Origin of the sequence: Luteimicrobium xylanilyticum, from assembly GCF_009429125.1 — a bacterium.
Classification (GTDB): domain Bacteria; phylum Actinomycetota; class Actinomycetes; order Actinomycetales; family Cellulomonadaceae; genus Luteimicrobium; species Luteimicrobium xylanilyticum.
The window spans coordinates 3,815,479-3,838,681 of record NZ_CP045529.1 but is presented as its reverse complement, the minus strand read 5'-3'; the positions used below and the strand labels follow the sequence as shown (position 1 = coordinate 3,838,681).

At 73.3% G+C, this 23,203-nt stretch carries 25 protein-coding genes; 14 read left to right on the top strand and 11 right to left on the bottom strand.

The features are described from left to right. Positions 1-343 precede the first annotated feature (343 nt). From KDY119_RS17080 to KDY119_RS17065, 4 genes are all read left to right on the top strand, one after another. Positions 344-1,270: a MetQ/NlpA family ABC transporter substrate-binding protein gene (locus tag KDY119_RS17080; protein ID WP_036947746.1), complete on the top strand. Its 927-nt coding sequence runs from the start codon at positions 344-346 to the stop codon at positions 1,268-1,270. 215 nt (positions 1,271-1,485) lie between these two features. Continuing rightward, a complete protein-coding gene (locus tag KDY119_RS17075; protein ID WP_083890699.1) occupies positions 1,486-2,613 on the top strand; it encodes a methionine ABC transporter ATP-binding protein in 1,128 nt (375 codons plus the stop codon). Continuing rightward, entirely contained in the window at positions 2,613-3,293 is a 681-nt protein-coding gene (locus KDY119_RS17070; RefSeq protein WP_036949029.1) for a methionine ABC transporter permease, read from the top strand. The genes KDY119_RS17075 and KDY119_RS17070 overlap by 1 nt, the downstream gene beginning before the upstream one ends. Next, positions 3,290-4,081: a methyltransferase domain-containing protein gene (locus KDY119_RS17065; protein ID WP_153022577.1), complete on the top strand. Its 792-nt coding sequence runs from the start codon at positions 3,290-3,292 to the stop codon at positions 4,079-4,081. Before KDY119_RS17070 ends, KDY119_RS17065 begins: the two co-directional genes overlap by 4 nt. 68 nt (positions 4,082-4,149) lie before the next feature. Here KDY119_RS17065 and KDY119_RS17060 read toward each other — a convergent pair whose 3' ends face one another. The 4 genes from KDY119_RS17060 to pgi all read right to left on the bottom strand — a co-directional run bounded on the left by KDY119_RS17060 (position 4,150) and on the right by pgi (position 8,911). Then, on the bottom strand, positions 4,150-5,319 hold the full coding sequence (locus KDY119_RS17060; protein WP_036947733.1) for an ATP-binding protein: 1,170 nt from the start codon (positions 5,317-5,319) through the stop codon (positions 4,150-4,152). Positions 5,320-5,423: 104 nt separating this feature from the next. Further along, entirely contained in the window at positions 5,424-5,864 is a 441-nt protein-coding gene (locus KDY119_RS17055) for a YdeI/OmpD-associated family protein (RefSeq protein WP_036947730.1), read from the bottom strand. A 91-nt stretch (positions 5,865-5,955) separates the two neighbouring features. After that, positions 5,956-7,053 (bottom strand): fatty acid desaturase family protein, encoded by a 1,098-nt coding sequence (locus KDY119_RS17050; RefSeq protein ID WP_036947725.1) that lies wholly within the window; start codon positions 7,051-7,053, stop codon positions 5,956-5,958. Positions 7,054-7,183: 130 nt separating this feature from the next. Continuing rightward, the gene (pgi, locus tag KDY119_RS17045; protein WP_153022576.1) at positions 7,184-8,911 is read right to left on the bottom strand and encodes a glucose-6-phosphate isomerase; all 1,728 of its coding nucleotides are present in this window, start codon (positions 8,909-8,911) and stop codon (positions 7,184-7,186) included. A gap of 97 nt (positions 8,912-9,008) precedes the next feature. Between pgi and KDY119_RS17040 the strand changes: the two genes are divergently transcribed. Beyond that, positions 9,009-10,334 carry a glycoside hydrolase family 15 protein gene (locus tag KDY119_RS17040; RefSeq protein WP_153022575.1) on the top strand — a complete coding sequence of 442 codons (1,326 nt, stop codon included), beginning with the start codon at positions 9,009-9,011 and terminating at the stop codon, positions 10,332-10,334. 9 nt (positions 10,335-10,343) lie between these two features. On the opposite strand, the gene KDY119_RS17035 is transcribed toward KDY119_RS17040, so the two are convergent. From KDY119_RS17035 to KDY119_RS17025, 3 genes are all read right to left on the bottom strand, one after another. Next, the gene (locus KDY119_RS17035) at positions 10,344-10,952 is read right to left on the bottom strand and encodes a hypothetical protein (RefSeq protein WP_153022574.1); all 609 of its coding nucleotides are present in this window, start codon (positions 10,950-10,952) and stop codon (positions 10,344-10,346) included. Between the two features lie 31 nt (positions 10,953-10,983). Next, positions 10,984-11,391, bottom strand: coding sequence for a DUF4383 domain-containing protein (locus KDY119_RS17030; RefSeq protein ID WP_036949026.1), 408 nt, complete (start codon positions 11,389-11,391; stop codon positions 10,984-10,986). A gap of 116 nt (positions 11,392-11,507) precedes the next feature. Further along, positions 11,508-12,278: a VOC family protein gene (locus KDY119_RS17025; RefSeq protein WP_036947710.1), complete on the bottom strand. Its 771-nt coding sequence runs from the start codon at positions 12,276-12,278 to the stop codon at positions 11,508-11,510. 100 nt (positions 12,279-12,378) lie between these two features. Here KDY119_RS17025 and KDY119_RS17020 point away from each other — a divergent pair, with 100 nt between their 5' ends. Then, positions 12,379-12,828 (top strand): VOC family protein, encoded by a 450-nt coding sequence (locus KDY119_RS17020; protein WP_051136354.1) that lies wholly within the window; start codon positions 12,379-12,381, stop codon positions 12,826-12,828. A gap of 31 nt (positions 12,829-12,859) precedes the next feature. Here KDY119_RS17020 and KDY119_RS17015 read toward each other — a convergent pair whose 3' ends face one another. After that, a complete protein-coding gene (locus KDY119_RS17015; RefSeq protein WP_036947708.1) occupies positions 12,860-13,873 on the bottom strand; it encodes a 5'-3' exonuclease in 1,014 nt (337 codons plus the stop codon). A 111-nt stretch (positions 13,874-13,984) separates the two neighbouring features. Between KDY119_RS17015 and KDY119_RS17010 the strand changes: the two genes are divergently transcribed. The 5 genes from KDY119_RS17010 (at position 13,985) to KDY119_RS16990 (ending at position 18,062) form a co-directional block, all read left to right on the top strand. After that, positions 13,985-15,382: a sensor histidine kinase gene (locus KDY119_RS17010; protein ID WP_051136353.1), complete on the top strand. Its 1,398-nt coding sequence runs from the start codon at positions 13,985-13,987 to the stop codon at positions 15,380-15,382. After that, on the top strand, positions 15,379-16,077 hold the full coding sequence (locus KDY119_RS17005) for a response regulator (protein WP_051136352.1): 699 nt from the start codon (positions 15,379-15,381) through the stop codon (positions 16,075-16,077). Before KDY119_RS17010 ends, KDY119_RS17005 begins: the two co-directional genes overlap by 4 nt. Positions 16,078-16,338: 261 nt before the next feature. Further along, entirely contained in the window at positions 16,339-16,647 is a 309-nt protein-coding gene (locus KDY119_RS17000) for an SHOCT domain-containing protein (protein ID WP_036947703.1), read from the top strand. A gap of 43 nt (positions 16,648-16,690) precedes the next feature. Then, entirely contained in the window at positions 16,691-17,185 is a 495-nt protein-coding gene (locus KDY119_RS16995; protein WP_148284055.1) for a hypothetical protein, read from the top strand. 34 nt (positions 17,186-17,219) lie between these two features. After that, a complete protein-coding gene (locus tag KDY119_RS16990; protein ID WP_227994411.1) occupies positions 17,220-18,062 on the top strand; it encodes a phosphotransferase in 843 nt (280 codons plus the stop codon). Between the two features lie 19 nt (positions 18,063-18,081). Here KDY119_RS16990 and KDY119_RS16985 read toward each other — a convergent pair whose 3' ends face one another. After that, positions 18,082-18,792: an SDR family NAD(P)-dependent oxidoreductase gene (locus tag KDY119_RS16985; RefSeq protein ID WP_036947699.1), complete on the bottom strand. Its 711-nt coding sequence runs from the start codon at positions 18,790-18,792 to the stop codon at positions 18,082-18,084. Between the two features lie 101 nt (positions 18,793-18,893). Between KDY119_RS16985 and KDY119_RS16980 the strand changes: the two genes are divergently transcribed. Then, positions 18,894-19,754 carry a helix-turn-helix transcriptional regulator gene (locus KDY119_RS16980; RefSeq protein ID WP_153022573.1) on the top strand — a complete coding sequence of 287 codons (861 nt, stop codon included), beginning with the start codon at positions 18,894-18,896 and terminating at the stop codon, positions 19,752-19,754. A 191-nt stretch (positions 19,755-19,945) separates the two neighbouring features. Then, positions 19,946-20,143 (top strand): hypothetical protein, encoded by a 198-nt coding sequence (locus KDY119_RS16975; protein ID WP_153022572.1) that lies wholly within the window; start codon positions 19,946-19,948, stop codon positions 20,141-20,143. On the opposite strand, the gene KDY119_RS16970 is transcribed toward KDY119_RS16975, so the two are convergent. Beyond that, entirely contained in the window at positions 20,140-21,468 is a 1,329-nt protein-coding gene (locus KDY119_RS16970; protein ID WP_051136351.1) for an RNA polymerase sigma factor, read from the bottom strand. The two genes, KDY119_RS16975 and KDY119_RS16970, sit on opposite strands and share 4 nt — an antisense overlap. Then, positions 21,465-21,809: a YciI family protein gene (locus KDY119_RS16965; protein WP_083890696.1), complete on the bottom strand. Its 345-nt coding sequence runs from the start codon at positions 21,807-21,809 to the stop codon at positions 21,465-21,467. Before KDY119_RS16965 ends, KDY119_RS16970 begins: the two co-directional genes overlap by 4 nt. Positions 21,810-21,916: 107 nt before the next feature. Here KDY119_RS16965 and KDY119_RS16960 point away from each other — a divergent pair, with 107 nt between their 5' ends. Continuing rightward, entirely contained in the window at positions 21,917-23,200 is a 1,284-nt protein-coding gene (locus tag KDY119_RS16960) for an amidohydrolase (RefSeq protein ID WP_051136446.1), read from the top strand. Positions 23,201-23,203 lie beyond the last annotated feature (3 nt).

The following is a 23,203-nucleotide window of genomic DNA, read 5'->3' as shown; positions in this document are numbered from 1 at the left end:
CTCGTAGAGTGAGATATAAGCGCGGTCGATTGGACTCGGACGCGGATCCAGCACAGGCTTGTCGTCATGACCCCGACCGCCGCCCGCTGCTGCGAGCGAATGCCCCAGGCGCCCGCCGTGCGCGCCGCGGGCTGTCGGTGCTGTCGCTCCGTGCGCTGACCCCTGGTCGGCCGGGACGCGGCACCGTGGTCCACGTCCCCGGTGAGCGCCGTCGTCACCCCCGCGGCACCCCGCGTGCCCACCCGCCCTCCGGACGTCGTCGACGAAGCCGGAGCCACGCTCGGCCCGCACCACGGGCCACCCCACCGGGCGCGACCCCGCGCCCCGACCCCTGGAGAACCACATGTCCCGCACCCGCCGCCGGTTCCGCGGCTCGCTCGTCGCCACGGCCGTCGCCGCCGCGACCGCCCTCGTCCTCGCTGCCTGCTCGTCCGGTGACTCCGGCAGCGGCGGCGACGCGACCAAGGGCTCCGCGTCCGACCCGGTCAAGATCGGCGTCGTCGGCTCGGACGGCGACCAGTGGAAGGTCTTCACCGACCTCGCCGAGAAGCAGGGCATCCACGTGAAGCTCGTCGACTTCAGCGACTACCAGCAGCCCAACCCGGCCACGAGCTCGGGCGAGCTGGACCTCAACCAGTTCCAGCACATCCTGTTCCTGGCGGACTACAACAACAACAGCGACGGCGGCCTGGTGCCGATCGGCTCGACGGCGATCTACCCGCTCGCCCTCTACTCGAAGCAGTACAAGAGCGTCGACGAGATCCCCGCCGGCTCGCAGATCGCCATCCCGAACGACGGCACGAACCAGGCGCGTGCGCTCGGCGTCCTCGCCTCGGCCGGGCTCGTCACGCTCAAGGACGGCACCCAGTCGCTCTCGGCCGCCCCGGCCGACGTCGACACGTCGAAGTCGAAGGTCAAGGTCACCTCGGTCGCCGCGAACCAGACCGCCCGGTCGCTGCAGGACAAGTCCGTCGCGGGCGCCGTCGTGAACAACGACTACATCAAGGACACGGGCCTCGAGCCGACCGACGCGATCGCGCAGGACGACCCGTCGAGCGACGCCGCCAAGCCCTACATCAACATCTGGGCCACGCGCGCCAAGGACAAGGACAACCCCGTCTACGCGAAGCTCGTGAAGCTCGCGCAGACCGCCGAGGTCGAGGACGCGCTCAAGAAGAACTCGGGCGGTACCGCGGTCATCGTCCACGAGACGCCCGCCAACCTGCAGAAGTATCTGACCGACGTCGAGGGCCAGCTCAAGCAGGGCTGACCGCTTCCCCCGAGAACAAACAGGCCGCGAAGTAGTACGGCCGCCGGTATACATCGCGAGGTATACCGGCGGCCGTACTACTTCGCGGAGCAGGGAGCGGCCACTTCGCGAGCGGGTGCGCGCGCGGAGTGGTGTGATCGTGCGCGGGGGCGTGAGCAGGCGCAGCCGTGAAGGCGAGACGTGGGCAGGCGAGCCGAGGAGGCAGCGGAGGCCGCATGAGTGCAGCACCAGGAACGAGCACAGGAGCCGACCCGATCATCGTGCTCGACGGCGTGTCCAAGTTCTTCGCCGGGCGGGGCCGGGGCGAGGCGAGCGTCGCGCGCGGCGTGCGCGCCGTCGACGACGTCAGCCTCCGGATCGCGCGGGGCGAGGTCTTCGGCGTCGTCGGCTACTCGGGGGCGGGGAAGTCGACGCTCGTGCGGCTCATCAACGCGCTCGAACGCGCCGACGCCGGGACCATCGACGTCGACGGCCGCCGCGTCACCGAGCTCGGGGAGCGCGGGCTGCGCGACCTGCGGGCCGACATCGGCATGGTCTTCCAGCAGTTCAACCTGTTCGGAGCCCGGACGGTCGCGCGCAACGTCGAGTACCCGCTGCGGCTCGCGGGCTGGTCCCGCGACAGGCGCCGCGCGCGGGTGGCGGAGCTGCTCGAGTTCGTCGGGCTGTCCGACAAGGCGCGCTCCTACCCGGCGCAGCTCTCGGGCGGCCAGAAGCAGCGCGTCGGGATCGCCCGGGCGCTCGCGACGTCGCCGCACATCCTCCTCGCCGACGAGGCCACGAGCGCGCTCGACCCCGAGACCACGCGCGACGTCCTCGACCTGCTGCGCCGCGTCAACCGTGAGCTCGGCGTGACGATCGTCGTCATCACGCACGAGATGAGCGTCGTCCAGTACGTGTGCCACAAGGTCGCGGTCATGGAGGACGGGAAGGTCGTCGAGCACGGGGACGTCTACCAGATCTTCGCGGACCCGCAGACGCAGGCCACCTGCCGGTTCATCCAGACCGCCCTCAAGGACCGGCCCGCCCCCGACGTCGTGGCACGGCTGCGCGAGCGGCACCCGGGTCGCCTCGTCGTCGTGACGCTGCCCGACACCGGACGCGGCTTCGACGTCACCGCCTTCACGACCGGGCTCGACGCGCGGGCCGCCGTCGTCTACGGCGGGGTCACGGAGGTCGGGGACCGGCCCTTCGGCAGCCTCACCCTCGAGCTGACGGGACCGCAGACCGAGGACGCCGTGACGCGCCTGCGTGACGCGGCGCCCGTCGTCGACCTCGGCACCGCCGCCGACCCGCTCGACGACGCCCGCTGGGTCGAGTCGATCGCCCGGAAGGAGGGCGCGTGATGATCGTCCACGCGACCAACGAGTGGACCTGGGACTACGACGGTCCGCTGCTGCGCCAGGCCATCGGCGAGACGCTGCAGATGGTCCTCGCCGCGCTCGTCATCGGCGGCATCATCGGCCTCGTCTACGGCCTCGCGCTCTACTCGACGCGCCGCGGCGGCCTCTACCAGAGCCGGTGGGCGTACGGGGTGCTGAGCTTCGTCGTCAACCTGATCCGGCCGATCCCGTTCATCATCTTCCTCACGGCCGTGCGGCCCGCGACGCTCGCGATCACCGGGACGACGCTCGGCGTCCAGGCCGCGATCTTCCCGATGACGGTCGTGACGATCGTCGCGACCGCGCGGCTCGTCGAGCAGAACCTCGTGTCCGCGGACCCGGGTGTGATCGAGGCGGCGCGCGCCATGGGGGCGTCGAAGGTCAACGCGCTCGTCCGGGTCCTGGTCCCCGAGGCGCTCGCGCCGCTGATCCTCGGGTACGCGTTCCTGTTCGTCGGCATCCTCGACATGTCCGCGGTCGCGGGCGCGGTCGGCGCCGGTGGCCTCGGGAACTTCGCGATCCAGTACGGCTACAACCGCTACAACGACGTCGTGACGTGGGTCGCCGTCGCCGTGATCATCGTCCTCGTGCAGCTCGCCCAGATGCTCGGGAACACGCTCGCGCGCCGGGTGCTGCACCGATGACCGCCCGGACCGCCGACTGGGATCCCAGCCACTACCTGCGGTTCTCCGACGAGCGCAGCCGCCCGTTCGTCGACCTGCTCGCTCGTGTGCCCGGCACACCGCGCACGGTGCTCGACCTCGGCGTCGGGCCCGGCCATCTCGTCGCCGCGCTCCACGCCCGCTGGCCGGACGCCGTCGTGACCGGGGTCGACTCGTCGCCCGCGATGGTCGAGCAGGCGCGGGCGGAGCACGGGGACGACGCGGAGTTCGTCCTCGCGGACCTCGCCGACTACGTGCCCGACGGCGTCCCGGACCTCGTGGTCAGCAACGCCGCCCTGCAGTGGGTGCCCGGGCACCTGGACGTGCTCGCGCGCTGGCGGGACCTCCTCGCGGCGGCGGACGACGGCGCGGGTCGGGCCCTCGCGGTCCAGGTGCCGGGCAACCAGGACGCCCCGAGCCACGTGCTCCTGCGCGAGCTGGCCGCCGCGCCGTCCTACGCGCGATGGACCGAGGGGACCGCGCGCCCGCACGTGCACCGTGCCGAGGAGTACCTCGACGTCCTCGCCCAGCCCGGCTGGACCGTCGACGCCTGGGAGACGACGTACCTGCACGTCCTCCAGGGCGCCGACGCGGTCTTCACCTGGATCTCCGCGACCGGTGCGCGGCCGGTGCTCGCCGCCCTGCCCGACGACGTCCGGCCGGCCTTCGTGGCGGAGTACAAGGCGCGGCTGCGCGCGGCCTACCCCGAGCGCGCGTACGGGACGGTGCTCCCGTTCCGGCGGGCGTTCGTCGTCGCGACGCGGGACTGAAGGCTCTCCACAGATCGGTAGCGCCGGCCTCGATGACGGGGTTTGCGGTCCTGGTGGGTCGGCGGCGATCAGACCTCGACCTGCCTCCCGATGAAGGCGGCCATCCCAGGAACGGTGAACGCCACGATGCCGTGCTCGGGCGCGTAGACCAGTCCTTTCGCAATGAGCCCGGCCCGCGTAGGTCCCAAGCTTGTCGGCTTGCGCTGCAGCCGAGCGGCGACCGTTCCCGACGAGCTTCCCTCGTCACCGTCCTCGGCCATCGCTCGAAGGTACTTCTGCTCCGCGTTCGTCGCGCGGTCCCATCGAACGCGGAAGAACCCGTTGTCGAGCTGTGCGGTTCCCTGTGCGACACCGAGACGCGCGTCGGGCAGGGTGATTCGGGGCCCGTCGGCGACCGTCCAGGTCGTCTGGCCGAACTGTTGCAAGAAGTAGGGATAGCTGCCGGATGCCTCGACCACCAGGGCGACGGCGTCGTCGTTCCAGGAAGCGTCCTCCTGCTCGGCCGGGATCGTCAGCGCCTCGCCGACGACGTCGTTGCTGATCGGGCCGATCGGCAAGTAGGTGAACCGTTCGGCGTAGGACTTGGCCTCGGTCAGAATCCGCGGCAGGCTCGGCAGCCCGGCGAACGAGAACAGAACGGGCCACCGCTCCTGCGCGGCAACGTGTGCGACGACGCACAAGGTCGCCAGCTCTGCGGGCTCGAGGTCCTGAGCCTCGTCGACCAGTATGGCGAGGCCGACCCCCTCCTCGTGAGCACCTTCGCTGAGATCACGGACGAGCTTCTTGACGTCGGTGTCGAGCATGCCCGTATCCGCCCCGCCGCCGGCGGACGAGGTCAGGTCGAGACCGAACGTCCACGTCCCACTCGTGTCGTAGGACGCCTTGAAGCTCAGCGCGGTCTTGAGTGCCTTGAGGAGTCGCTTGCCCGCTGAAGGGCGGGCGAGATCCGACAGGACCGGGTAGAGACTCTCTCCGAGGAGTTCTCGAAGCGACTTGCCTGCCCCGGCCTCGATCTTGGCGACGATCCACTCGCGGCTCTGGGCGCCCCGACCGAACTCCGAGAGCAGGACCGTCTTGCCGACGCCACGGAGGCCGTAGAGCACGAATGGCTGGTCTGTCCGGCCGAGCGCGCTCCGCTCGAGAGCGACCCGCCACGCAGCTATGGCGTCGTCGCGGCCGACCAGGGCTGCAGGAGGCCGGCCTGCCCCCGGAGAGTACGGATTTCTGACAGGGTCCATCAGCGTCGTCGCTCTCGGTCGGGTCTACCAAAGACTACTTATGTATAGCACTTTCCTACACTCGCCAAGATTTCCCTAGTCTTGTTGCGACGCGGGACTGGCCCTCAGGCGGGCGTGAGGTCCGCGACGGCCTTGGCGATCCGGCGCTCGCGGGTCTCGGGGGCCTTGGTCTGCACGACCGGGTCCACGTAGCGCTGCTTCCCGCTGAACGACAGCGCGTCGAAGGCGGCCCGCGCCGCCGGGACGGCGTCGAGCGCGCGGGCCAGGTCGTCGGGCACCTCGAGCTCGCGCGGGGCGTCGTCGCGCTCGACCTCCACGTCGACGACGTCGCCCGCGGCGATCCCCGCCCGCGCGCGGTTCTCCGCGCTCACCGGGATGAGCGTGCGCCCGCCCATGACCCCGACCGTCGAGCGGTAGGAGTGGCCGCCGATCGTCACGGTGACCGCCGGGCGCTTCCCGCCGCCCAGCGCCTCGACGACGTCGGGCGGCACCTCGATCCCGGTGGCCGTCTTCCCGTTGAGCTCGAGCGTCGCGCGGAACCTCATGTCGTCTCCCTGCCCTCCGTCGGGTGCGCAGGTTCGATCCTCGCGCGCGACGCGCGGGCGCACAACGCCGGCGCCACGGCGCCGGGGCCTCTCACTGGCGCCGCAGGGTCCTGAACGTCGGGCAGTCGAACGGGTCGCGCGCGGCGAGGCCCACCCGGTTGAGGTACTTCACGACGATCCCGTAGGACCGCAACGTCGTCGTCTCCGTGTACGGCACGCCGATCCGCGCGCAGTGCTCGCGGACGATCTCGCGGGCCTTCGCGAGGTGCGGGCGCGGCATGCTCGGGAACAGGTGGTGCTCGACCTGGTAGTTGAGGCCGCCGTAGACCTGCGTCAGGCCACGGTCGGAGACGATCCGGCCGCCCACGATGTTGCGGGAGGTCAGCACCTGGCGGGAGAGGAAGTCGAGCTTCGAGTCGTGGGGGATGATCGCCATGCCCTTGTGGTTCGGCGCGAACGACGCTCCCATGTACACGCCGAAGACGGCGAGGTGGACGCCCACGAACGCGGCGGCGATGCCGGGCGGCAGCAGCCAGAAGACGAGGCCCAGGTAGACGGCCAGACGGGCGGTGATCGTCACGATCTCGCGGACCCAGCCCTCGCGCCGGTCCGTGACGAGGGTGCGGATCGACGCCACGTGCAGGTTGAGCCCCTCGAGGGTCAGCAGGGGGAAGAACAGCCAGCCCTGGCGGCGGATGATCACGGCGCGCCACCCGGTCTGCCTCGCCGCCTGCTCCTCGGTGAACGAGATCGTGTCGAACTCGATGTCCGGGTCCTTGCTGACCTTGTTCGGGTTCGCGTGGTGGCGCGTGTGCTTGTTCATCCACCACGAGTACGAGATGCCGACGACGCCGTTCGCGAGCCAGCGTCCCACCCGGTCGTTGACCGGGCCGGACGTGAAGATCTGCCGGTGCGACGCCTCGTGCCCGAGGAACGCGAACTGCGTGAGCACCACGCCGAGCACGCCCGCGAGCGCGAGCTGCCACCACGTGTCGCCGAGCAGGACCATCCCGACGAAGACCCCGAGGAAGACGGCGCCGAGGACGCCTGCCGTGGTGCCGTAGAAGCCGAGCGTGCGACGCAGGAGGCCCGCGTCGCGGACGGTCCGGAGGAGAGCCGCGTACGTGCCCGTCGCGGCGTCGCGAGGCGACGTCCTGGACGCCGGGACGGTCGGGGTGAGTGTGGTCACGCTGCCTCGCAGGTGCTCGGGTCGACTTCCCAGCCTGGAGGTGAGCGGGCGCTCGTCGTGCGGATCACCCGCACTCTACGGGGTGGACCTGAGTCGTGGCTGGGTCTGCCCGCCACGCCCTTCGCCGTCGTCAGGACTCGCGCAGCTCCAGGTACTTCGCGATGAGGGCCTGGGTCGACGGGTCCTGCGCCTCGAGCGCCGCGGCGTCGCCCTCGACCGCCGGGGCGATCTCGAGCGCGAGCTTCTTGCCGAGCTCGACGCCCCACTGGTCGAACGAGTCGATGCCCCAGACCGTGCCCTCGACGAACGTGATGTGCTCGTACAGCGCGATGAGCTGACCCACCACGGACGGGGTCAGCGCGGGGGCGAGGATCGACGTCGTCGGGCGGTTCCCGGAGAACACGCGGGCCGGGACGATCGCCTCGGGGGTGCCCTCGGCGCGGACCTCGTCGGCGGTCTTGCCGAACGCGAGGGCCTTGGTCTGCGCGAAGAAGTTCGCGAGGAACAGGGCGTGCACGTCCGCGCCCGCGGCGACCGCCCCGCCATCACCGGTGCCGTCCTTCAGCGGGCGCGCCGGGTTCGCGACGGCGATGAAGTCGGCCGGGATCAGGCGCGTGCCCTGGTGGATGAGCTGGTAGAAGGCGTGCTGGCCGTTCGTCCCGGGCTCGCCCCAGAAGACCTCGCCGGTCTCGGTCACCACGGGCGTGCCGTCCCAGCGGACCGACTTGCCGTTGGACTCCATGGTGAGCTGCTGCAGGTACGCCGGGAAGCGGTGCAGGTACTGCGCGTACGGCAGGACGGCGTGCGTGTGGGCGTCGAGGAAGTTCGTGTACCAGACGTTGAGCAGTCCCATGAGGACGGGCACGTTCTGCTCGAGCGGCGTGGTGCGGACGTGCTCGTCGATCGCGTGGAACCCGGCGAGGAACTCCTCGAAGGCGTCCGGCCCGACGGCGATCGCGACGGACGTGCCGATCGCCGAGTCCACCGAGTAGCGGCCACCGACCCAGTCCCAGAACCCGAACGCGTTCGCCGGGTCGATGCCGAACGCCGCGACCTTGTCGAGCGCGGTGGAGACGGCGACGAAGTGCTTCCCGACGGCGGCGGTGCGGGCCTCGTCGGTGTCCTCGATCGCACCGTTCGCGACCAGGCGCTCCCACAGCCACTGGCGGGCCAGGCGGGCGTTGGTCAGGGTCTCGAGCGTCCCGAACGTCTTGGACGCGACGATGAACAGCGTCGTCTCGGGGTCGAGGTCGGCGGTCTTCTCGTACACGTCCGACGGGTCGATGTTGGAGACGAACCGCGCCTCGAGGCCCGGCTGCACGTACGGCTTGAGCGCCTCGTAGACCATGACCGGGCCGAGGTCCGACCCGCCGATGCCGATGTTCACGACGGTCTCGACGCGCTTGCCCGTGACGCCCGTCCACTCGCCCGAGCGGACCTTGTCGGCGAACTCGTAGACGCGGCCGAGGACCTCGTGGACGTCGTCGTCGACGTGCTGGCCGTCCACGACCAGCTCGGGCTCGGCACCGTCGGGGCGGCGCAGCGCGGTGTGCAGGACGGCGCGGTCCTCCGTCACGTTGATGTGGTCGCCGCGCAGCATCGCGTCGTACCGGCCGGGCACGTCGACGTCGCGCGCGAGCTCGACGAGGCGCGCGAGGACGTCGTCGGTCACGAGGTTCTTCGACAGGTCGACGGTGAGGTCACCGGCCTCGAGCGTGAGCCGCTCGGCGCGGCCCGGGTCGGCGGCGAACCAGCCGCGCAGGTCCGGCTCGAGGCCGTCGCGCAGGCTGTTGAGGGCCGCCCAGGCGGCCGTCGTCGTGGGGTCCACAGGGGCGCTGGCAGAGGAGTTCTCGGTCACGGTTCGACGATAGTCGCGTGTGGATTCGTACGCGTCCCTGCCTACCGCGGAGCCGACCCGGTCGTGGCCGTCGACGGTCGGGACGTACAGTGCCTCGATGAACGTGCGACGACGAGCGGGCGAACGCCGGCGGTGGCGCCGGCAGCTCGCGCTGCTCGTCAGCGCCGCGCTCGTCGCGACGCTGGGCGTCGCCGCGACCAACCACCTCGGCCGCACGGCGTACTCCGACAAGCCCCTCTACCTCGCCACGATGGCCCGCGACGCCGCCGGGAACCTGACCCGCGTCGAGCCCGACGGCGCCGGGCTCGAGCCCGGGACCCGTGCTGTCGCCGGCGCCACCGCGGAGGCCGCGGCGCAGCGCACGTGGCTCGCGTCCGGCGAAGTACCGGGTGCCGGGACCCGCTGGCAGGGCATGGCCCGCGATGCGCTTCTGGACCTGCACACGATGACGCTCGAGGACGGCGCCGTCCTCGCCGCCGGGTCCGGGCCGTGGCGCTACGCGTGGCCGCGGGACGGCGCGTTCGTCGCGGTCGCGTACGCCCGCACCGGCCACGTCGGCGACGCCCGCCGTGTCCTCGCCTTCTACCAGCGGGCACAGGCGGCCGACGGCACCGTCCAGGCCCGCTACCTGCCCGACGGCAGCGGCCCGCCCGACGACCGCACCCCCCAGACCGACGGCGTCGGCTGGCTGTTGTGGGCGCTCGGCGAGACGGTCGACGCCGCACCCGCGGCCCAGCGCGCCGCCGTCCTCGCGCAGTTCCAGCCCCTGCTCGACCGGGGGACGAACGCCGCCGTCCGCGCGCTCGGGGCCACGGGCCTCCCCGCGCCGTCGCCCGACTACTGGGAGAAGCGCGAGGACACGGTCACGCTCGGCACCGCCGCCCCGCTCCTGGCCGGGCTCCGTGCCGCGACCCACCTCTACGGCCTGCTCGGCGACGCCGACGGCGTGCAGGCGGCAGGGTCCGCCGCCCAGCGGCTGTCCGCGGGGATCGACGCCGGGTTCGCGCCGTCGTACGGGCGCTACCCCGGGAGCAGCGGCCGCGACGCGGCCGTCGCCTTCCTGCTGCCGCCGTTCCAGCCCGACGCCGCGTCCGACGACGGCGACGTGCGCGCGGCCCTGCGCGCCGCCGTCGGGCAGATGGAACGGCCGGCCGGGGGGCTGGCGCCCGGGGCGCACTGGGCCGAGGACGGCGTGAGCTGGACGCCTGAGACGGCGCTCGTCGCGCTCGGTGCCGCGTCCGGGACGGATGCCGCGGGCCGGGGGCTCGCGACCCGGCTGCTCGACTGGCTCGACCAGCACCGCACACCGGCCGGCTCGTTCCCCGAGAAGGTGCTGCACGACGGCAGTCCGGCCGGCACCGCCCCGCTGGTGTGGACGAGCGCGACGGTGCTGCTGACGCTCGTCACGCTCGACGCGCGCTGACCGTCGGTGTCAGCCGTGACCCGGCATGTCCTGCATGCCGTGGTGCATCGACGGCATGCCCGGCATGTGCGCGTCCACGCCGGCCGGTGACGCGGCCATCCCGGTGGCCGCGACCGCGGAGACGACGACGGCCGTCAGGAGCAGGACGGCGAGCCGCCCCAGCGTGCGTCGACCGGTCCGTTCGTCGTCTTGTGCCGCTCGACGGTCGTCGCGCGGGTGGGTGTCGGCGAGGCGCGCGAGCACCGTGACCGCGAAGCCGCCCGCGACCTGCAGCACGCTCGCGGTCGCGTCGCCGGTGCCGACCGTGCCGTGCGTCCAGGCAGCCACGAGCAGCCAGCCCGCGCCGGCGACGACGAGCGCCGGGCCCGCGAGGCGTGCCGCTGGAAGGGCCCGGGCCCGGAGCGTGCCGAGCGCCCAGCCGAGCTCGGCGAGCCCCACGCCGAGCGGCACCACCAGAGCCGGGCGCCCGTCGAGGCTGCGCACGAGCGACAGGTTCACGAGCGCGGCGCCCAGCACGACGATGCCGACGGCCGTCGTCGTGGTCCAGCCCGGCCGGCCGGCCCGGCCGGCCCGGCCGAGCGGCACGGCGGAGCGGGCGGCCAGGGGCGCCGTCGTCACGGGGCGGCCGCCTGTCGTGTCCGTGGCCATGTCAGGCCGGGAGCCGCTCGGGGTCGTACTCGCGGTCCGCGGCGAGGCCCACCGCCAGGAGCAGGACGGCGCTCGCCAGGTGGAGCACGTTGTCCGCGCCGTTGAGCGCGATGATGTTTGCCGACGACCCGATGAGGAAGAGCCCGACGACTCCGACGAGCAGGTAGACGGCGCCGATCGTGGTGTTCACCGCCCGGGCCGAGCGGACGGTCCGCGACGCGAGGACCAGGGTCAGCCCGATCGCCACGTGCACGATGTTGTGCAGCGGGTTGACCTCGAACACGATGAGGTCCTTGCCCTCGGTCGCGGCGAAGCCCACGCCCGGGGTGATCGCGAAGCCCACGAGCCCCACGAGCAGGTAGACGGCGCCGAAGACCGCGGCCAGCGCGCGGTTCGGGGAGGAGGTCATGCCGTGCATCGGTTCCACCTTCCGGTCGGGCAGCGAGGCGGTTCCTCGCTGCCGCTCGACCGGGGTTCGGAGCGGTGGGACCTGCGGATGGGTCGTGGCAGTGTCAGGCGCCGGTGTCAGGCGCCGGTGTTGGGGCCGATCGCGGAGAACTCCGAGCCGCGGGGGTCCTTCGCGTTGACGAGCCGACCGTAGGGGGTGTCCTCGGGCCCCTGGACGACCGCCCCGCCGAGCTCGGTGATGCGGGCGGCGGTCGCGTCGGCGTCGTCGGTGGTGAAGTACGTGAGCCAGTACGACGGGCCGGAGATGCCGGAGCGCGGGTCATCCATGATCCCGGCGAGCTGGTGGTCGTCGACCTCGTCGACGGCGTATCGGAACTGCGGTTCGTCGGACATGACGCGCGTGGTCCAGCCGAGCGCGTCGTAGAACGGCAGGACGGTGTCGAAGCCCTGCGTGTGCAGCTCGTGCCAGCCGGGGGCGCCGTGCTCCTCGACGACCTCGAAGCCCCGGTGCGTCCCCGGCTGCCACAGCGAGAAGGCCGCACCCGCCGGGTCCACGACGACGGCCTGCCTGCCGAGGTCCATGACGTCCATGGCGTCGACGAGGACCGTGCCGCCGGCGGCTCGGGCGGCGTCCACGGCGGCGCTCACGTCGGGTGCGTGCAGGTGCACGGACCAGACGAGCGGCTGCCCGGGGCCCATGGGTGGCATGACGCCCGCGACGGGCTTGCCGTCGAGGGAGAACGTCCCGTAGTTGCCGTACTCCTCGCCGTGACCCTCGTGGGTCCAGCCGAACAGCCCGGAGTAGAAGGCGACCGTCGCGTCGAGGTCGTCGGTGGTGAGGTCGTTCCAGATCGGGGCGCCCGCGGGCACCTCTCCACGTGCAGGCATGGCTTCTCCTGATCGGTGTCGATGGGGTGCCTGTATCGACTGTGCGCCTGCGTGGAACTCATCGCGCGTCGGTGCGAGGCTCGACGAGGAGGTGGCACCCATGAGCGAGAGCAGCACACCGACGACGGCGCCCGCGGCCGTCCCCCGGATCCGGCAGGTCGTCCTCGACACCACGGACGCCCGGCGGCTGGCCGAGTTCTACCGCCAGTTCTTCGGGCTCGAGTACCGGCGCGGCGACGAGGCGCCGGCGCCCGGCGAGCCCGACCCGAACGGCGCGGACTGGCTCGTGCTGCGGCAACCGGGCGAGGACTTCGGGCTCGCGTTCCAGCAGGTCGACGCGCTGCCCCGGTCGACGTGGCCCGATCCCGAAGTTCCCCAGCAGCTCCACCTCGACACGACCGTGCCCGACGCCGCCGCGCTCGACGTGCAGCACGAGCGGGCGCTCGCGCTGGGCGCGACCCTGCTCCTCGACCGCACCGACGACCCCGACGAGCCGCTGTGCGTCTACGCCGACCCCGACGGGCACCCCTTCTGCGTGTTCGTGGGGTGAGGGCCGCCCGACGCGTCAGCCCCTCGGCGCCTCAGCTCACGGCGTGCTGAGCGAACGCGTCCGTCACGCGACGCACGCTCGACGCCAGCCCCCACCGCTCGACGAGCGCCGCGAGAGCGTCCGGGTCCACGGGTGCGGCAGGGACGTCGTCGGGCACGGGGCGGGTGGCCGAAGGCGCGGGGAGCACGACGGGCGCGCTCCGCACGACCCGCACCACGCCGGGCGCGACGTCGAGGTAGTCGGACGCCTCCGTGAGCCGGCGGCGTTGCGTCGCGGTGAGCCCGGGATCGGTCGAGTCGCGCGCGGCGAGGATGCCGTCGAGCGTGCCGTACCTCTCGATGAGCGCCGCGGCGGTCTTCTCGCCGATGCCGGCGACCCCGGGCAGCCCGTCGGACGGGTCCCCGCGCAGGATCGCCATGTCCGCGTACGCGGCCCCGGTCGGCACGGCGTACTTCTCGCGCAGCACCGCCTGGTCGACCGTCAGGAGGTTCTTGATGCCCTTGACGGGGTAGAGGATGCGGACGCCGGCGTCGTCGTCGACGAGCTGGAACAGGTCGCGGTCGCCCGTGACGACGTCGACGCTGTCCCGCTCGCCCGCAGGACGGGCGACCTCGCGGGCCGTCAGGGTCCCGATGACGTCGTCGGCCTCGAACCCCGGCGCCCCGACGCGCGCGATCCCCAGCGCCGCCAGCACCTCGACGATCACCGGCACCTGCGCGACCAGCGTCGGCGGGACCTCCTCGACCCAGTGCGCGTCACCTGGGCCGACGTCCTCGGGCGCGACCTCCGACGCGACCCGGTGCGCCTTGTACGACGGGATCGCCGCGACCCGGAACTCCGGCCGCCAGTCCTCGTCCCAGCACGCCACGAGGCGCGTCGGCCGGTGGTCCGTGACGAGCGTGGCGATCATGTCGAGCAGCCCGCGCACCGCGTTGACGGGCGTGCCGTCGGGGGCGCGGAGGGAGTCCGGGACCCCGAAGAACGCGCGGAAGTACAGGCTCGCGGTGTCGAGCAGGAGCAGACGGCCGGACGGCTGGGACGACATGGGCCCATCCTGCCCGGTGGGTACCGACAGCACCGCCCGGCACCGGGGTACCGGTCGCGGTAGCCCCCCGGTCCGACGCGCGGCGCACCGCCCGCGAATACCGTGGAGAGCATGACCGCGGCGGGCACGACCAGCCCGGGCGTGCCGACGACGCCCGGCCCCCTCGACCGCCGCCGCCCGCGCCTCTTCCTCGCGAGCGGGCTCGCCTTCGTGGCGCTCGCCGGGACCGTCGGGGCGTCGCACCGGTTCCCGCACGACGCCCGCGCCCTCGACGTCGGGGGCGTCCTCCTGCTCCTCGTGGCGCCGTTCGTGGTCGCGTTCAGCCTGCGCCGCCGCGTGACCGCGGTCGTCGTGACCGTCGCGGCGCTCGGCGTGTATGTGCTCGCGGGCTACCCGCTCGGGCCGGTGTTCGGCTCGACCGAGGGCGTGCTCGTCGCGCTCGTGCTCAGCGGGTCGGCCCGGTCAGGCCGGATCGCCGCCTGGTCGGGCTTGGGGGCGCTCGCGGTCGTCGTGCCGTCGGCGTTCACGGCCCGCGACGAGCCGTTCCCGTCACCGGCGGCCGTCGCGGGCGGGCTTGCCTGGTCGTGCGTGCTGCTGCTCCTGGCGGGGGCCCTGCGGGGCCGGTTCGACCGGCTCGCCGAGCGCCGGGCCCGTGCCCGCGAGGCCGCCGACCGTCGCGAGCACGACGCCGTCACCGCCGAGCGCCTCCGCATCGCCCGCGAGCTCCACGACGTCCTCGCCCACTCGCTCTCCGCGATCTCCGTGCAGGCGGGCGTCGGGCTGCACCTCCTGGACCGCGACGTCGAGCAGGCGCGGTCCGCGCTGACCCAGATCCGGTCGACCAGCCGCGACGCCCTCGACGAGGTGCGGTCCGTCCTGGGGATCGTCCGGTCCGACGACGGCGCTCCCGCGGGCGGACCCGTGGCACCAGGTGCGGGGCGGGATGCGGCGACGGTGGCCGGCCCCCGAGCGGGCGACACCGACGACCCCGAGGGCGCCGGCCCCGCGCCTCGCGCACCGACCTGGACCCTCGACGCGCTCCCGCGCCTCGTCGACGAGTTCACCGTCCCGGGAGGGCCCGTCGCGACGCTCGACGACTCCCTCGACCCCGCGACCCGGGCCCAGGTCCCGCCGCACGTGGCGGGCGTCGTGTACCGGGTGGTGCAGGAGGCGCTGACCAACGCCCGCCGGCACGCGACCGGGGCGTCGCGCGTCGACGTGCGGGTCGGGGCGGACCCCTCCGGTGGCGGTGCGGTCCTCGTCCGGGTGAGCGACGACGGACCGGGAGCCGCCGTGGGCGGGGCTGCGCCGTCGTCGGGGTACGGGCTGCGGGGGATGCGTGAGCGGGTGAAGGCTGTGGGCGGCGTCGTGCGGAGGGGCCCGCGGGTCGACGGCAGGCAGGGTTTCGAGGTCGAGGCCCGCCTCCCCCTCGCGTCCCCGAAGCTGTCAGGCGCTGGCCGGCCCCTGCCCCCGCGAGCGCCTGACAGTTCGGGAGGGGAGGACCGATGAGCGGAGGAACGAGCATGCCCGACGACGGCGCGATCCGGGTCCTGCTGGCCGACGACCAGGTCCTGGTCCGGGGCGGGTTCCGGGCGCTGGTCGACTCGGAGCCGGACCTGACGGTCGTCGGGGAGGCGTCGACCGGTGACGACGCGGTGCGGCTCACGCACGACCTGCGGCCCGACGTCGTGCTCATGGACATCCGCATGCCGGGGCTCGACGGGCTCGAGGCGACGCGTCGGATCGTGGCCGACCCGGCGGCGTCGGGCACGCACGTGGTCGTCGTGACGACGTTCGAGCTCGACGAGTACGTGGCCGAGGCGATCCGGTCGGGGGCGAGCGGGTTCCTCGTCAAGGACACGGAGCCAGCTGACCTCGTCCGCGCCGTCCGCGTTGCCGCGCGCGGCGACGCGCTGCTCTCGCCGACGGTGACGCGACGCCTGCTCGCGCGCGTGGCCGACGCGACCCGGCCCGTCGCCTCGCCGGCCGGCCTCGACGACCTCACACCCCGCGAGCGTGAGGTGCTCGTCGAGGTGGCGCGTGGGCTGTCGAACGACGAGATCGCCCGGACGCTGTACCTGTCGGAGTCGACGGTCAAGACGCACGTGTCCCGGACCATGAGCAAGGTCGGGGCCCGGGACCGCGCGCAGCTCGTCGTGCTGGCGTACGAGGCGGGGCTCGTGCGGCCGGGCTGGGCCGACTGACCCTCCCGTTTCGACGCCACGCAACGCTGGAGCGCTCGATCGGCGGAGCGATATCGGGCATATCGGCGCGAACTGCCGACTCTCGGCCCTGAGCGCCGGGCTGTGTGTTGTGTGGCGCGCGAATCCGGCACCAACGCGGTACCCGACCGCCAACCCTCGGGGGACGACCCGGCCACCCCCGGCGGGCGACCGTGAGGGTGCGGCTGAAGCGGCCGTCGTCGGGCCCGGAGAACGGGCGCCGGCGTGACGGAGGAGGTCATTATGCTCAGCGCACTCGTCCCGGCCACGGCGACGACCGTCGTCACGCACCCCTACTGGCACGGGGGCGGTGGCCCCGGCTTCGGCTGGTGGGTCGTCTTCCCGATCCTGTGGTTCCTGCTGTTCGCGTCGATCGTGTTCCTCGTGGCGCGTGGCGCCCGGCGGCGCTGGCAGTCCGGCGCGGCCTACGGTCCCCCGTGGGCCCGCGGGAACCAGACCGCGATCGGCGTCCTCGGCGAGCGGTACGCCCGCGGGGAGATCGACGAGGCCGAGTACCGCGCCCGGCTCGAGGTGCTCACGCGCCAGCCGTGAGCGCGCCGACCCGGGCCGGTCAGGGTCGGATAGATTGCGCGACATGACACGAGGGGTGCGGCGCGTCGTCGGGCTGTCGGGCGCCGGTGTGCTGGCGCTGGCCGTGGCGTTCGGTCTCGGAATGCGGTGGTCCTCGGACCACGGGTCCGACGTCGCTCTCCCGCCCGACGACGCCACGCCCGGCCAGGTCGCGCAGGCCTACCTGGACGCGGTGAACGCCGACGACGAGCGCGTGCTCCGCGCGGTCACGACGCCAGGGATGTTCGACGGCGTCCGCGACACGTGGCTGAAGCGCAGTCTGTACGGGCTGGGATCGCGGTCGAGGTACGGGCACCCGACGATCACGGACGTGCTGACGGGCGAGGACGCCGTCGCGGGCACCGACCTCGACCCGGACCAGGCGGCGACGGTCGTCGTGTCGTTCGATCCCGAGACCAGTGACCCGACCCTGGGCGAGGGGTCGTTGACGTGGGGAATCCTGCTGGAGCGTGCCGACGCGTCGTCGCGGTGGCTCGTGTACGACCAAGGCGAGGGCTGAGCGGGGCGCACCGAGCGATGCGTAGGGTCACCTCGTGACCATCGAGCCGACCACCCCCGACGACGAGCCCGAGATCCTGCTGCCCGGCGGGGACGTGACGGTCGGGGTGGTGCGGGTCGGGGCGACCGTGCGTCGCCCGACGAACCCGAACTCGCCGTTCGTGCACGCGCTGCTGCGCCACCTGGAGGCCGTCGGGTTCGACGGTGCCCCCCGGTTTCTCGGGCTGGATGCCCGGGGCCGCGAGACCTTGACCTTCGTCGAGGGGGAGGTCGCGGGGCGCCCGCGTCCCGACTGGATCGCGGACGAGGATCGGCTCGTCTCGCTCGCGCGGCTGGTCCGCCGGTACGACGACGCCACGGCGTCCTTCGTCCCACCCGACGGCGTGCGCCCCGACCGCGGTGTGGCGGACGAGCCGCCGGGCACGCCGACCGCGCCCGTCGAGGAACCCGAGATCGTCGGGCACCTCGACATCACGCCCGAGAACGTCGTGTTCCGGGACGGTGCGGCCGTCGCGCTCATCGACTTCGACCTCGCGGGGCCGGCGACCAGGGTCGACGAGCTCGTCAACCTGCTCGTGTGGTGGGCGCCGCTGTTCGACCCCGCCGACCGGGACGTCCTGCTGCGCGACGTCGACGTGGAGCGCCGGGTGCGGCTCGCGCTCGATGCCTACGGCGCGACCGACGCGGACCGCGCGAAGATCGTCGACGCCGCCCTGCTGCGGACGGCGCGCTCGTGGCACCTCATGCGACACCGCGCGGCCACCCTCGGCGGCGGCTGGGCCCGGATGTGGGCCGAGGGTGTCGGGGATTCGATCCTGCGCCGTCGGGCGTGGCTCGAGGCGAACGGTGACGCGCTGCGCGCGGCGTGCAGCCGCTGACGTACGCCGCGCGCGAGGCTCACCAGCCGAGCTCGCCGGCGTCCTCCTGGAAGGTGCCGGTCGGGCCGTCGGGGCCGATCGTCGCGAGGCGTGCCACGACCTCGGCGCTCTCCGCGGCGGGGCGGCCGGGGTGGCTCTCGACGCCGCCCCCGCCGAGCTCGGTCGCGGTGATGCCCGGCTCGACTGCGTTGAACTTCACCTCCGGGACGGCGCGCGAGTACTGCACGGTGATCATCGAGACCGCGGCCTTGCTCGACCCGTAGACGATCGACGGGAAGCGCGACGCCGGCCGGGACGGCTCGTGCACCGCCCAGAACGACCCGAGCGCGCTCGACACGTTCACGACCACGGGGTTGGCGGACCGGCGCAGCAGTGGCAGCGCGGCCTCGGTGACCCGGACGATCCCCGCGGCGTTCGTGTCGAAGACCGCGAGGACGCTCGGGCCGTCGAGCGCCTCGGCGCCGCCGTCGCCCGTGCGCAGCGCGATGCCGGCGTTGTTGACGAGGACGTCGAGCCCGCCCTCCGCCTCGATCTGCGCGAGCGCGGCGGTGACTGAGGCGTCGTCGGTCACGTCGAGCTGGACGGAGCGGGCGCCGAGCTCGTCGGCGGTGGCGCGGCCGCGGGCCTCGTCCCGCGAGCCGACGTAGACGGTGTGGCCCGCGGCCAGGAGCAGGCGGGCGGTCTCCTTGCCGAGGCCCTTGTTGGCCCCGGTGATGAGTGTCGTTGTCATGCCTCCAGCGTGGGCCGGGCGCCGCGCGACAGGCAGTCGTCCCGTTGTCGTAGGACTGACAGGGCCAGGACGGCTGGGATACCGGCGCGCAGACTGGGTCCATGGAGGACGGCGGCGTACAAGCATGGGACTTCGGCACCGCCGTGCGCCGGTGGCGCGACCGGGCGGCCCCGGAGGCGGTCGGCGTGCCTGCCGGGCGCCGCCGCCGCGCGGCCGGGCTGCGACGCGAGGAGCTCGCGGGCCTGGCGGGCATCTCGGTCGACTACCTGACGCGGCTCGAGCAGGGGCGCGCGGTGTCCCCGTCGGGTCAGGTCGTGGAGGCGCTCGCTCGGGCGCTGCGGCTGTCCGACGGCGAACGGGACGTCCTGTTCGAGCTCGCCGGGCTGGTCGCGCCCGGGTCCGGGCTCGTGCCGGGCCGAGTCACGCCGAGCATCCAGCGCCTGCTCGACCGCTTCGACCACACGCCGGTGATCGTGCAGGACGCGGCGTTCAACTTCGTCACCGCCAACGCCCCGTACGACGCGCTCATGGGTGACACGTCCGCCTGGCGCGGCAACGAGCGCAACGGTGTCTGGCGCAACCTCGTCGGTCCCGGGACGCGGGCCGTCCACGCGCCCGAGGAGCGCGCCGTCTTCGAGGAGAGCCTCGTCGCGAGGCTGCGGCTGACGGCGAGCCGCTACCCGGCCGACCCCGCGCTGCGCAGGCTGATCGGCGAGCTCGAGGCCGCGAGCCCCCGGTTCCGCGAGCTCTGGGACACCGCCGACCTCGACGCCGACCCCGACCGTTCACGGCACAAGGTCGTCGACCACCCCGCCGTCGGGCTCATCACGCTCGACTGCGACAACCTGAGCGTCGCGCGCGACGACCTGCTCATCACCGTGTACACCGCCGAGCCCGGGACCTACGACGCCGAGCGGCTGGCGCTCGCGATCGTCCTCGGGACGCAGCGCGTCGCCGGTTGACGCGCAGAGCGTGCGTCTACCCTGTCGACCGTCGCCGGCCCAGGAGCGACGCTCGGACGACACAAGAGGACGGTGTTTCGCGGTGAGTGAGGATCCTGGATCCTGAGACCGAGCTGTCCCGAAGTGCGCGACGACGGCTCGACGAGCTGGTCGGCATCGTTCAGGAATCGGTCTCTCGGCAGTTTCACCTGGTGCCCTCGCCGGACCGTGTGTCGTGGGGGGATCTCGACCCGGACGCGCTGCGGCTGGTGTCACAGCGCGCCCTCGACGGGAGCCGCGAGTCGATCAGGCTCGACCGGTTCAAGGACGCGAGGGACTACGTGGCCGTGGCCGACTTCGTCGACGACGTCCTCGCCGACCGCCTCATCGAGGTGGTTCGTGGCTCCTAGTTCCGGCGCGTCGGCTCGCACTGGCTGAGCCGTTCGGCGAGGAACGTCCGCTCGGTCTCGTTGGCCGTGAGTGCGAGGGCCTCGCGGTAGGCCGCGGCAGCGTCGTCGGGGCGGTCGAGCCGGCGCAGCAGGTCGGCGCGGACGGCGGGCAGGTACGGGTACCGCTCGAGCTGCGGGTCGAGGGCGAGCGCTTCGACCTCCGCGAGCGCGACGGCAGGTCCGCGCACCTCGGCGAGCGGCACGGCCCGGTTGAGCGCGACCACCGGCGAGGGCCACAGCTCGAGCAGCCGGTCGTAGAGCGTCACGAGCTGCGGCCAGTCGGTCTCGGCGTAGGTCGGGGCACCCGCGTAGAGCGACGCGATCGCCGCCTGCAGCGTGTACCGACCCGCGCGCCCGGACCGCAGGGCGGCCACGACGAGCGCGTCGGCCTCGGCCAGCGCAGCGCGGTCCCAGCGGGAGCGGTCCTGGTCCTCGAGCCGGACCAGGCGGCCGGCGTCGTCGACGCGGGTCGCGCGCCGCGCGTCGGTGGCCAGGGCCAGGGCGAGCAGCCCGCCGACCTCGGGCTCGTCCGGCATCAGTCGGTGCAGCCGACGTGCGAGCCGGAGCGCACGCTCGGCGACGTCCCCGCGGACGAGCGTCGGGCCCGAGGGTGCGGTGTGCCCCGCGGTGAACAGCAGGTGCACGACGCCGAGCACCGCCGGTAGCCGCTCGGGCAGGTCGGCCGTGCGCGGGGTGCGGAACGGGATCCGCGCCGTCGCGATCTTCTTCTTGGCCCGGGTGATGCGCGCGGCCATGGTCGTCTCGGAGACCAGCAGCGTCCGCGCGACGTCCGGGGTGGCGAGACCGCACACGAGGCGGAGCGTGAGCGCGAGCTGCGCCTCCTGGGCGAGCGCCGGGTGGCAGCACAGGAAGACGAGCCGGAGCAGGTCGTCGGGCGCGCCGACATCGGCCAGGGCGTCCGGCTCGGCCGCCGCGAGCTCGGCCGGGTCGTTCGGGTGGACGCCGTCCGGCGCCTCGACGAGCAGCGGCACCCGGACCCGGAACGCCTGCTCGCGGCGGATCGCGTCGAGCGCCCGACGGCGCGCCACGGTCGTGAGCCACGCCGCCGGATTTCGGGGGACGCCGTCGCGCGGCCAGCTGTCGAGCGCTGCCGCGTACGCCTCCTGGACGCACTCCTCGGCGAGGTCGAGGTCCCGGGCGGTCCGCACCGTCGTCGCGAGGACCGCGGCCCAGTCGTCCCGGTGCGCCCGGTCGACGGCGGCGCGTGCGTCGTCGTCGGCGGCCGAGCCGGGCGTGGCAGCCGAACCGCCCGAGACGCCGGTCATCGAGCCGGCGTGAAGCTGCCGCCGACGGGCCGCACCTCGAGCCCGCCGCGGCCCCACGCGACGGCGGGGTTGGCGCGGGCCAGGCCGAGGGCCGCGTCGAGGTCGGCCGCCTCGACGACGTAGAAGCCGGCGACGACCTCCTTGGTGTCGACGAACGGCCCGTCGGTCACGAGGTCGCTGCGCAGTGACGTCGCGGTGTCCGCGCCGTGGAGCGCGAACGCGGTGACCATCGCGCCCGACGCGACCAGGTCGTCGGCGTAGCGCTTGCTCGCCTCCCGCTGCTCGGGGGTGTAGTCGCCCGCGGTCGGGTCGTCGAAGATCAGGATCGCGTACTGGGCCATGGTGTTCAGTCTCCACTCGTCGTCGGATGTCGGTCGGTTCGGTTCTCCCTGCACCCAGACGTCGGACGGGGATGGGCCGGATCGACAGCGGGGTGAAGATGGATCCCATGAGCAACCCTCACGAGAACCCGACCACCCGACCGATCACCACCACCCGCGGCAGCGTCGCGATCACGAACGCGTACGTCGTGCCCGTGGCCTCGCCCCCGATCGAGGGAGGCACCGTCCTCGTGACGGATGGCGTGATCGAGGCCGTGGGGGCGGCGTCGGAGGTGAGCGTGCCCGACGGCGTGGAGGTCGTCGACGCGGGCGGACGCTGGGTCCTTCCGGGCTTCGTCGAGTCGCACGGGCACGTCGGCGTCCACGAGGAGGGCGAGGGCTGGGCCGGCAACGACACCAACGAGATGACGGACCCGAACGGCTCGCACCTGCGTGCGCTCGACGGCATCAACGTCGAGGAGGAGGGCTTCCGCGACGCGCTCGCGGGCGGCGTCACGACGGTCGTCGTGAAGCCCGGCTCGGGCAACCCGATCGGCGGCCAGACCGTCGCGATCAAGACGTGGGGCGGCCGGACCGTCGACGAGCAGATCGTGTCCGACGCCGTCTCCGTGAAGTCGGCTCTCGGCGAGAACCCGAAGCGCGTGTACGGCGACCAGAAGAAGACGCCCGCGACCCGCCTCGGTGTCGCCGCCGTGATCCGCAAGGCGTTCGTCGACGCGCAGAACTACGCCGCGAAGCGCGACGCGGCCGAGAAGAAGGGCGAGCCGTTCGACCGCGACCTCGGCAAGGAGACGCTGGTCCGCGTGCTCGAGGGCGAGCTCGCGTGGGACCAGCACACGCACCGGGCCGACGACATCGCGACGGCCCTCCGCCTCGCCGACGAGTTCGGGTACCGGCTCGTGGTGAACCACGGCACCGAGGGCGCCGAGCTCGCCGACGTGCTCGCGGAGCGCGACGTCCCGGTGATCTTCGGCCCGATGTTCACGAGCCGGTCGAAGGTCGAGCTGCGGCAGCGGGCGATCGCGAACCTCGGCCGCCTCGCGCGGGCCGGCGTCCGCGTCGCGATCACGACCGACCACCCCGTCGTGCCGATCAACTTCCTCGTCCACCAGGCGTCGCTCGCGGTCAAGGAGGGGCTCGACCGCGACGTCGCGCTGCAGGCGCTGACCGTGAACCCGGCGTCGTTCCTGCGGCTCGACGACCGCGTGGGCGCGCTCGCCCCGGGGCTGGACGGCGACGTCGTCGTCTGGTCGGGCGACCCGCTCGACGTGAACAGCCGGGCGGAGCAGGTCTTCGTGACCGGCGCCGAGGTCTACCGCTGGGACGGGGCCGCGAACGGCGGTCGCGGCGCGGGCGTGGTGACGGAGCGCTCGGAGCGCTTCACCGCCTGAGCC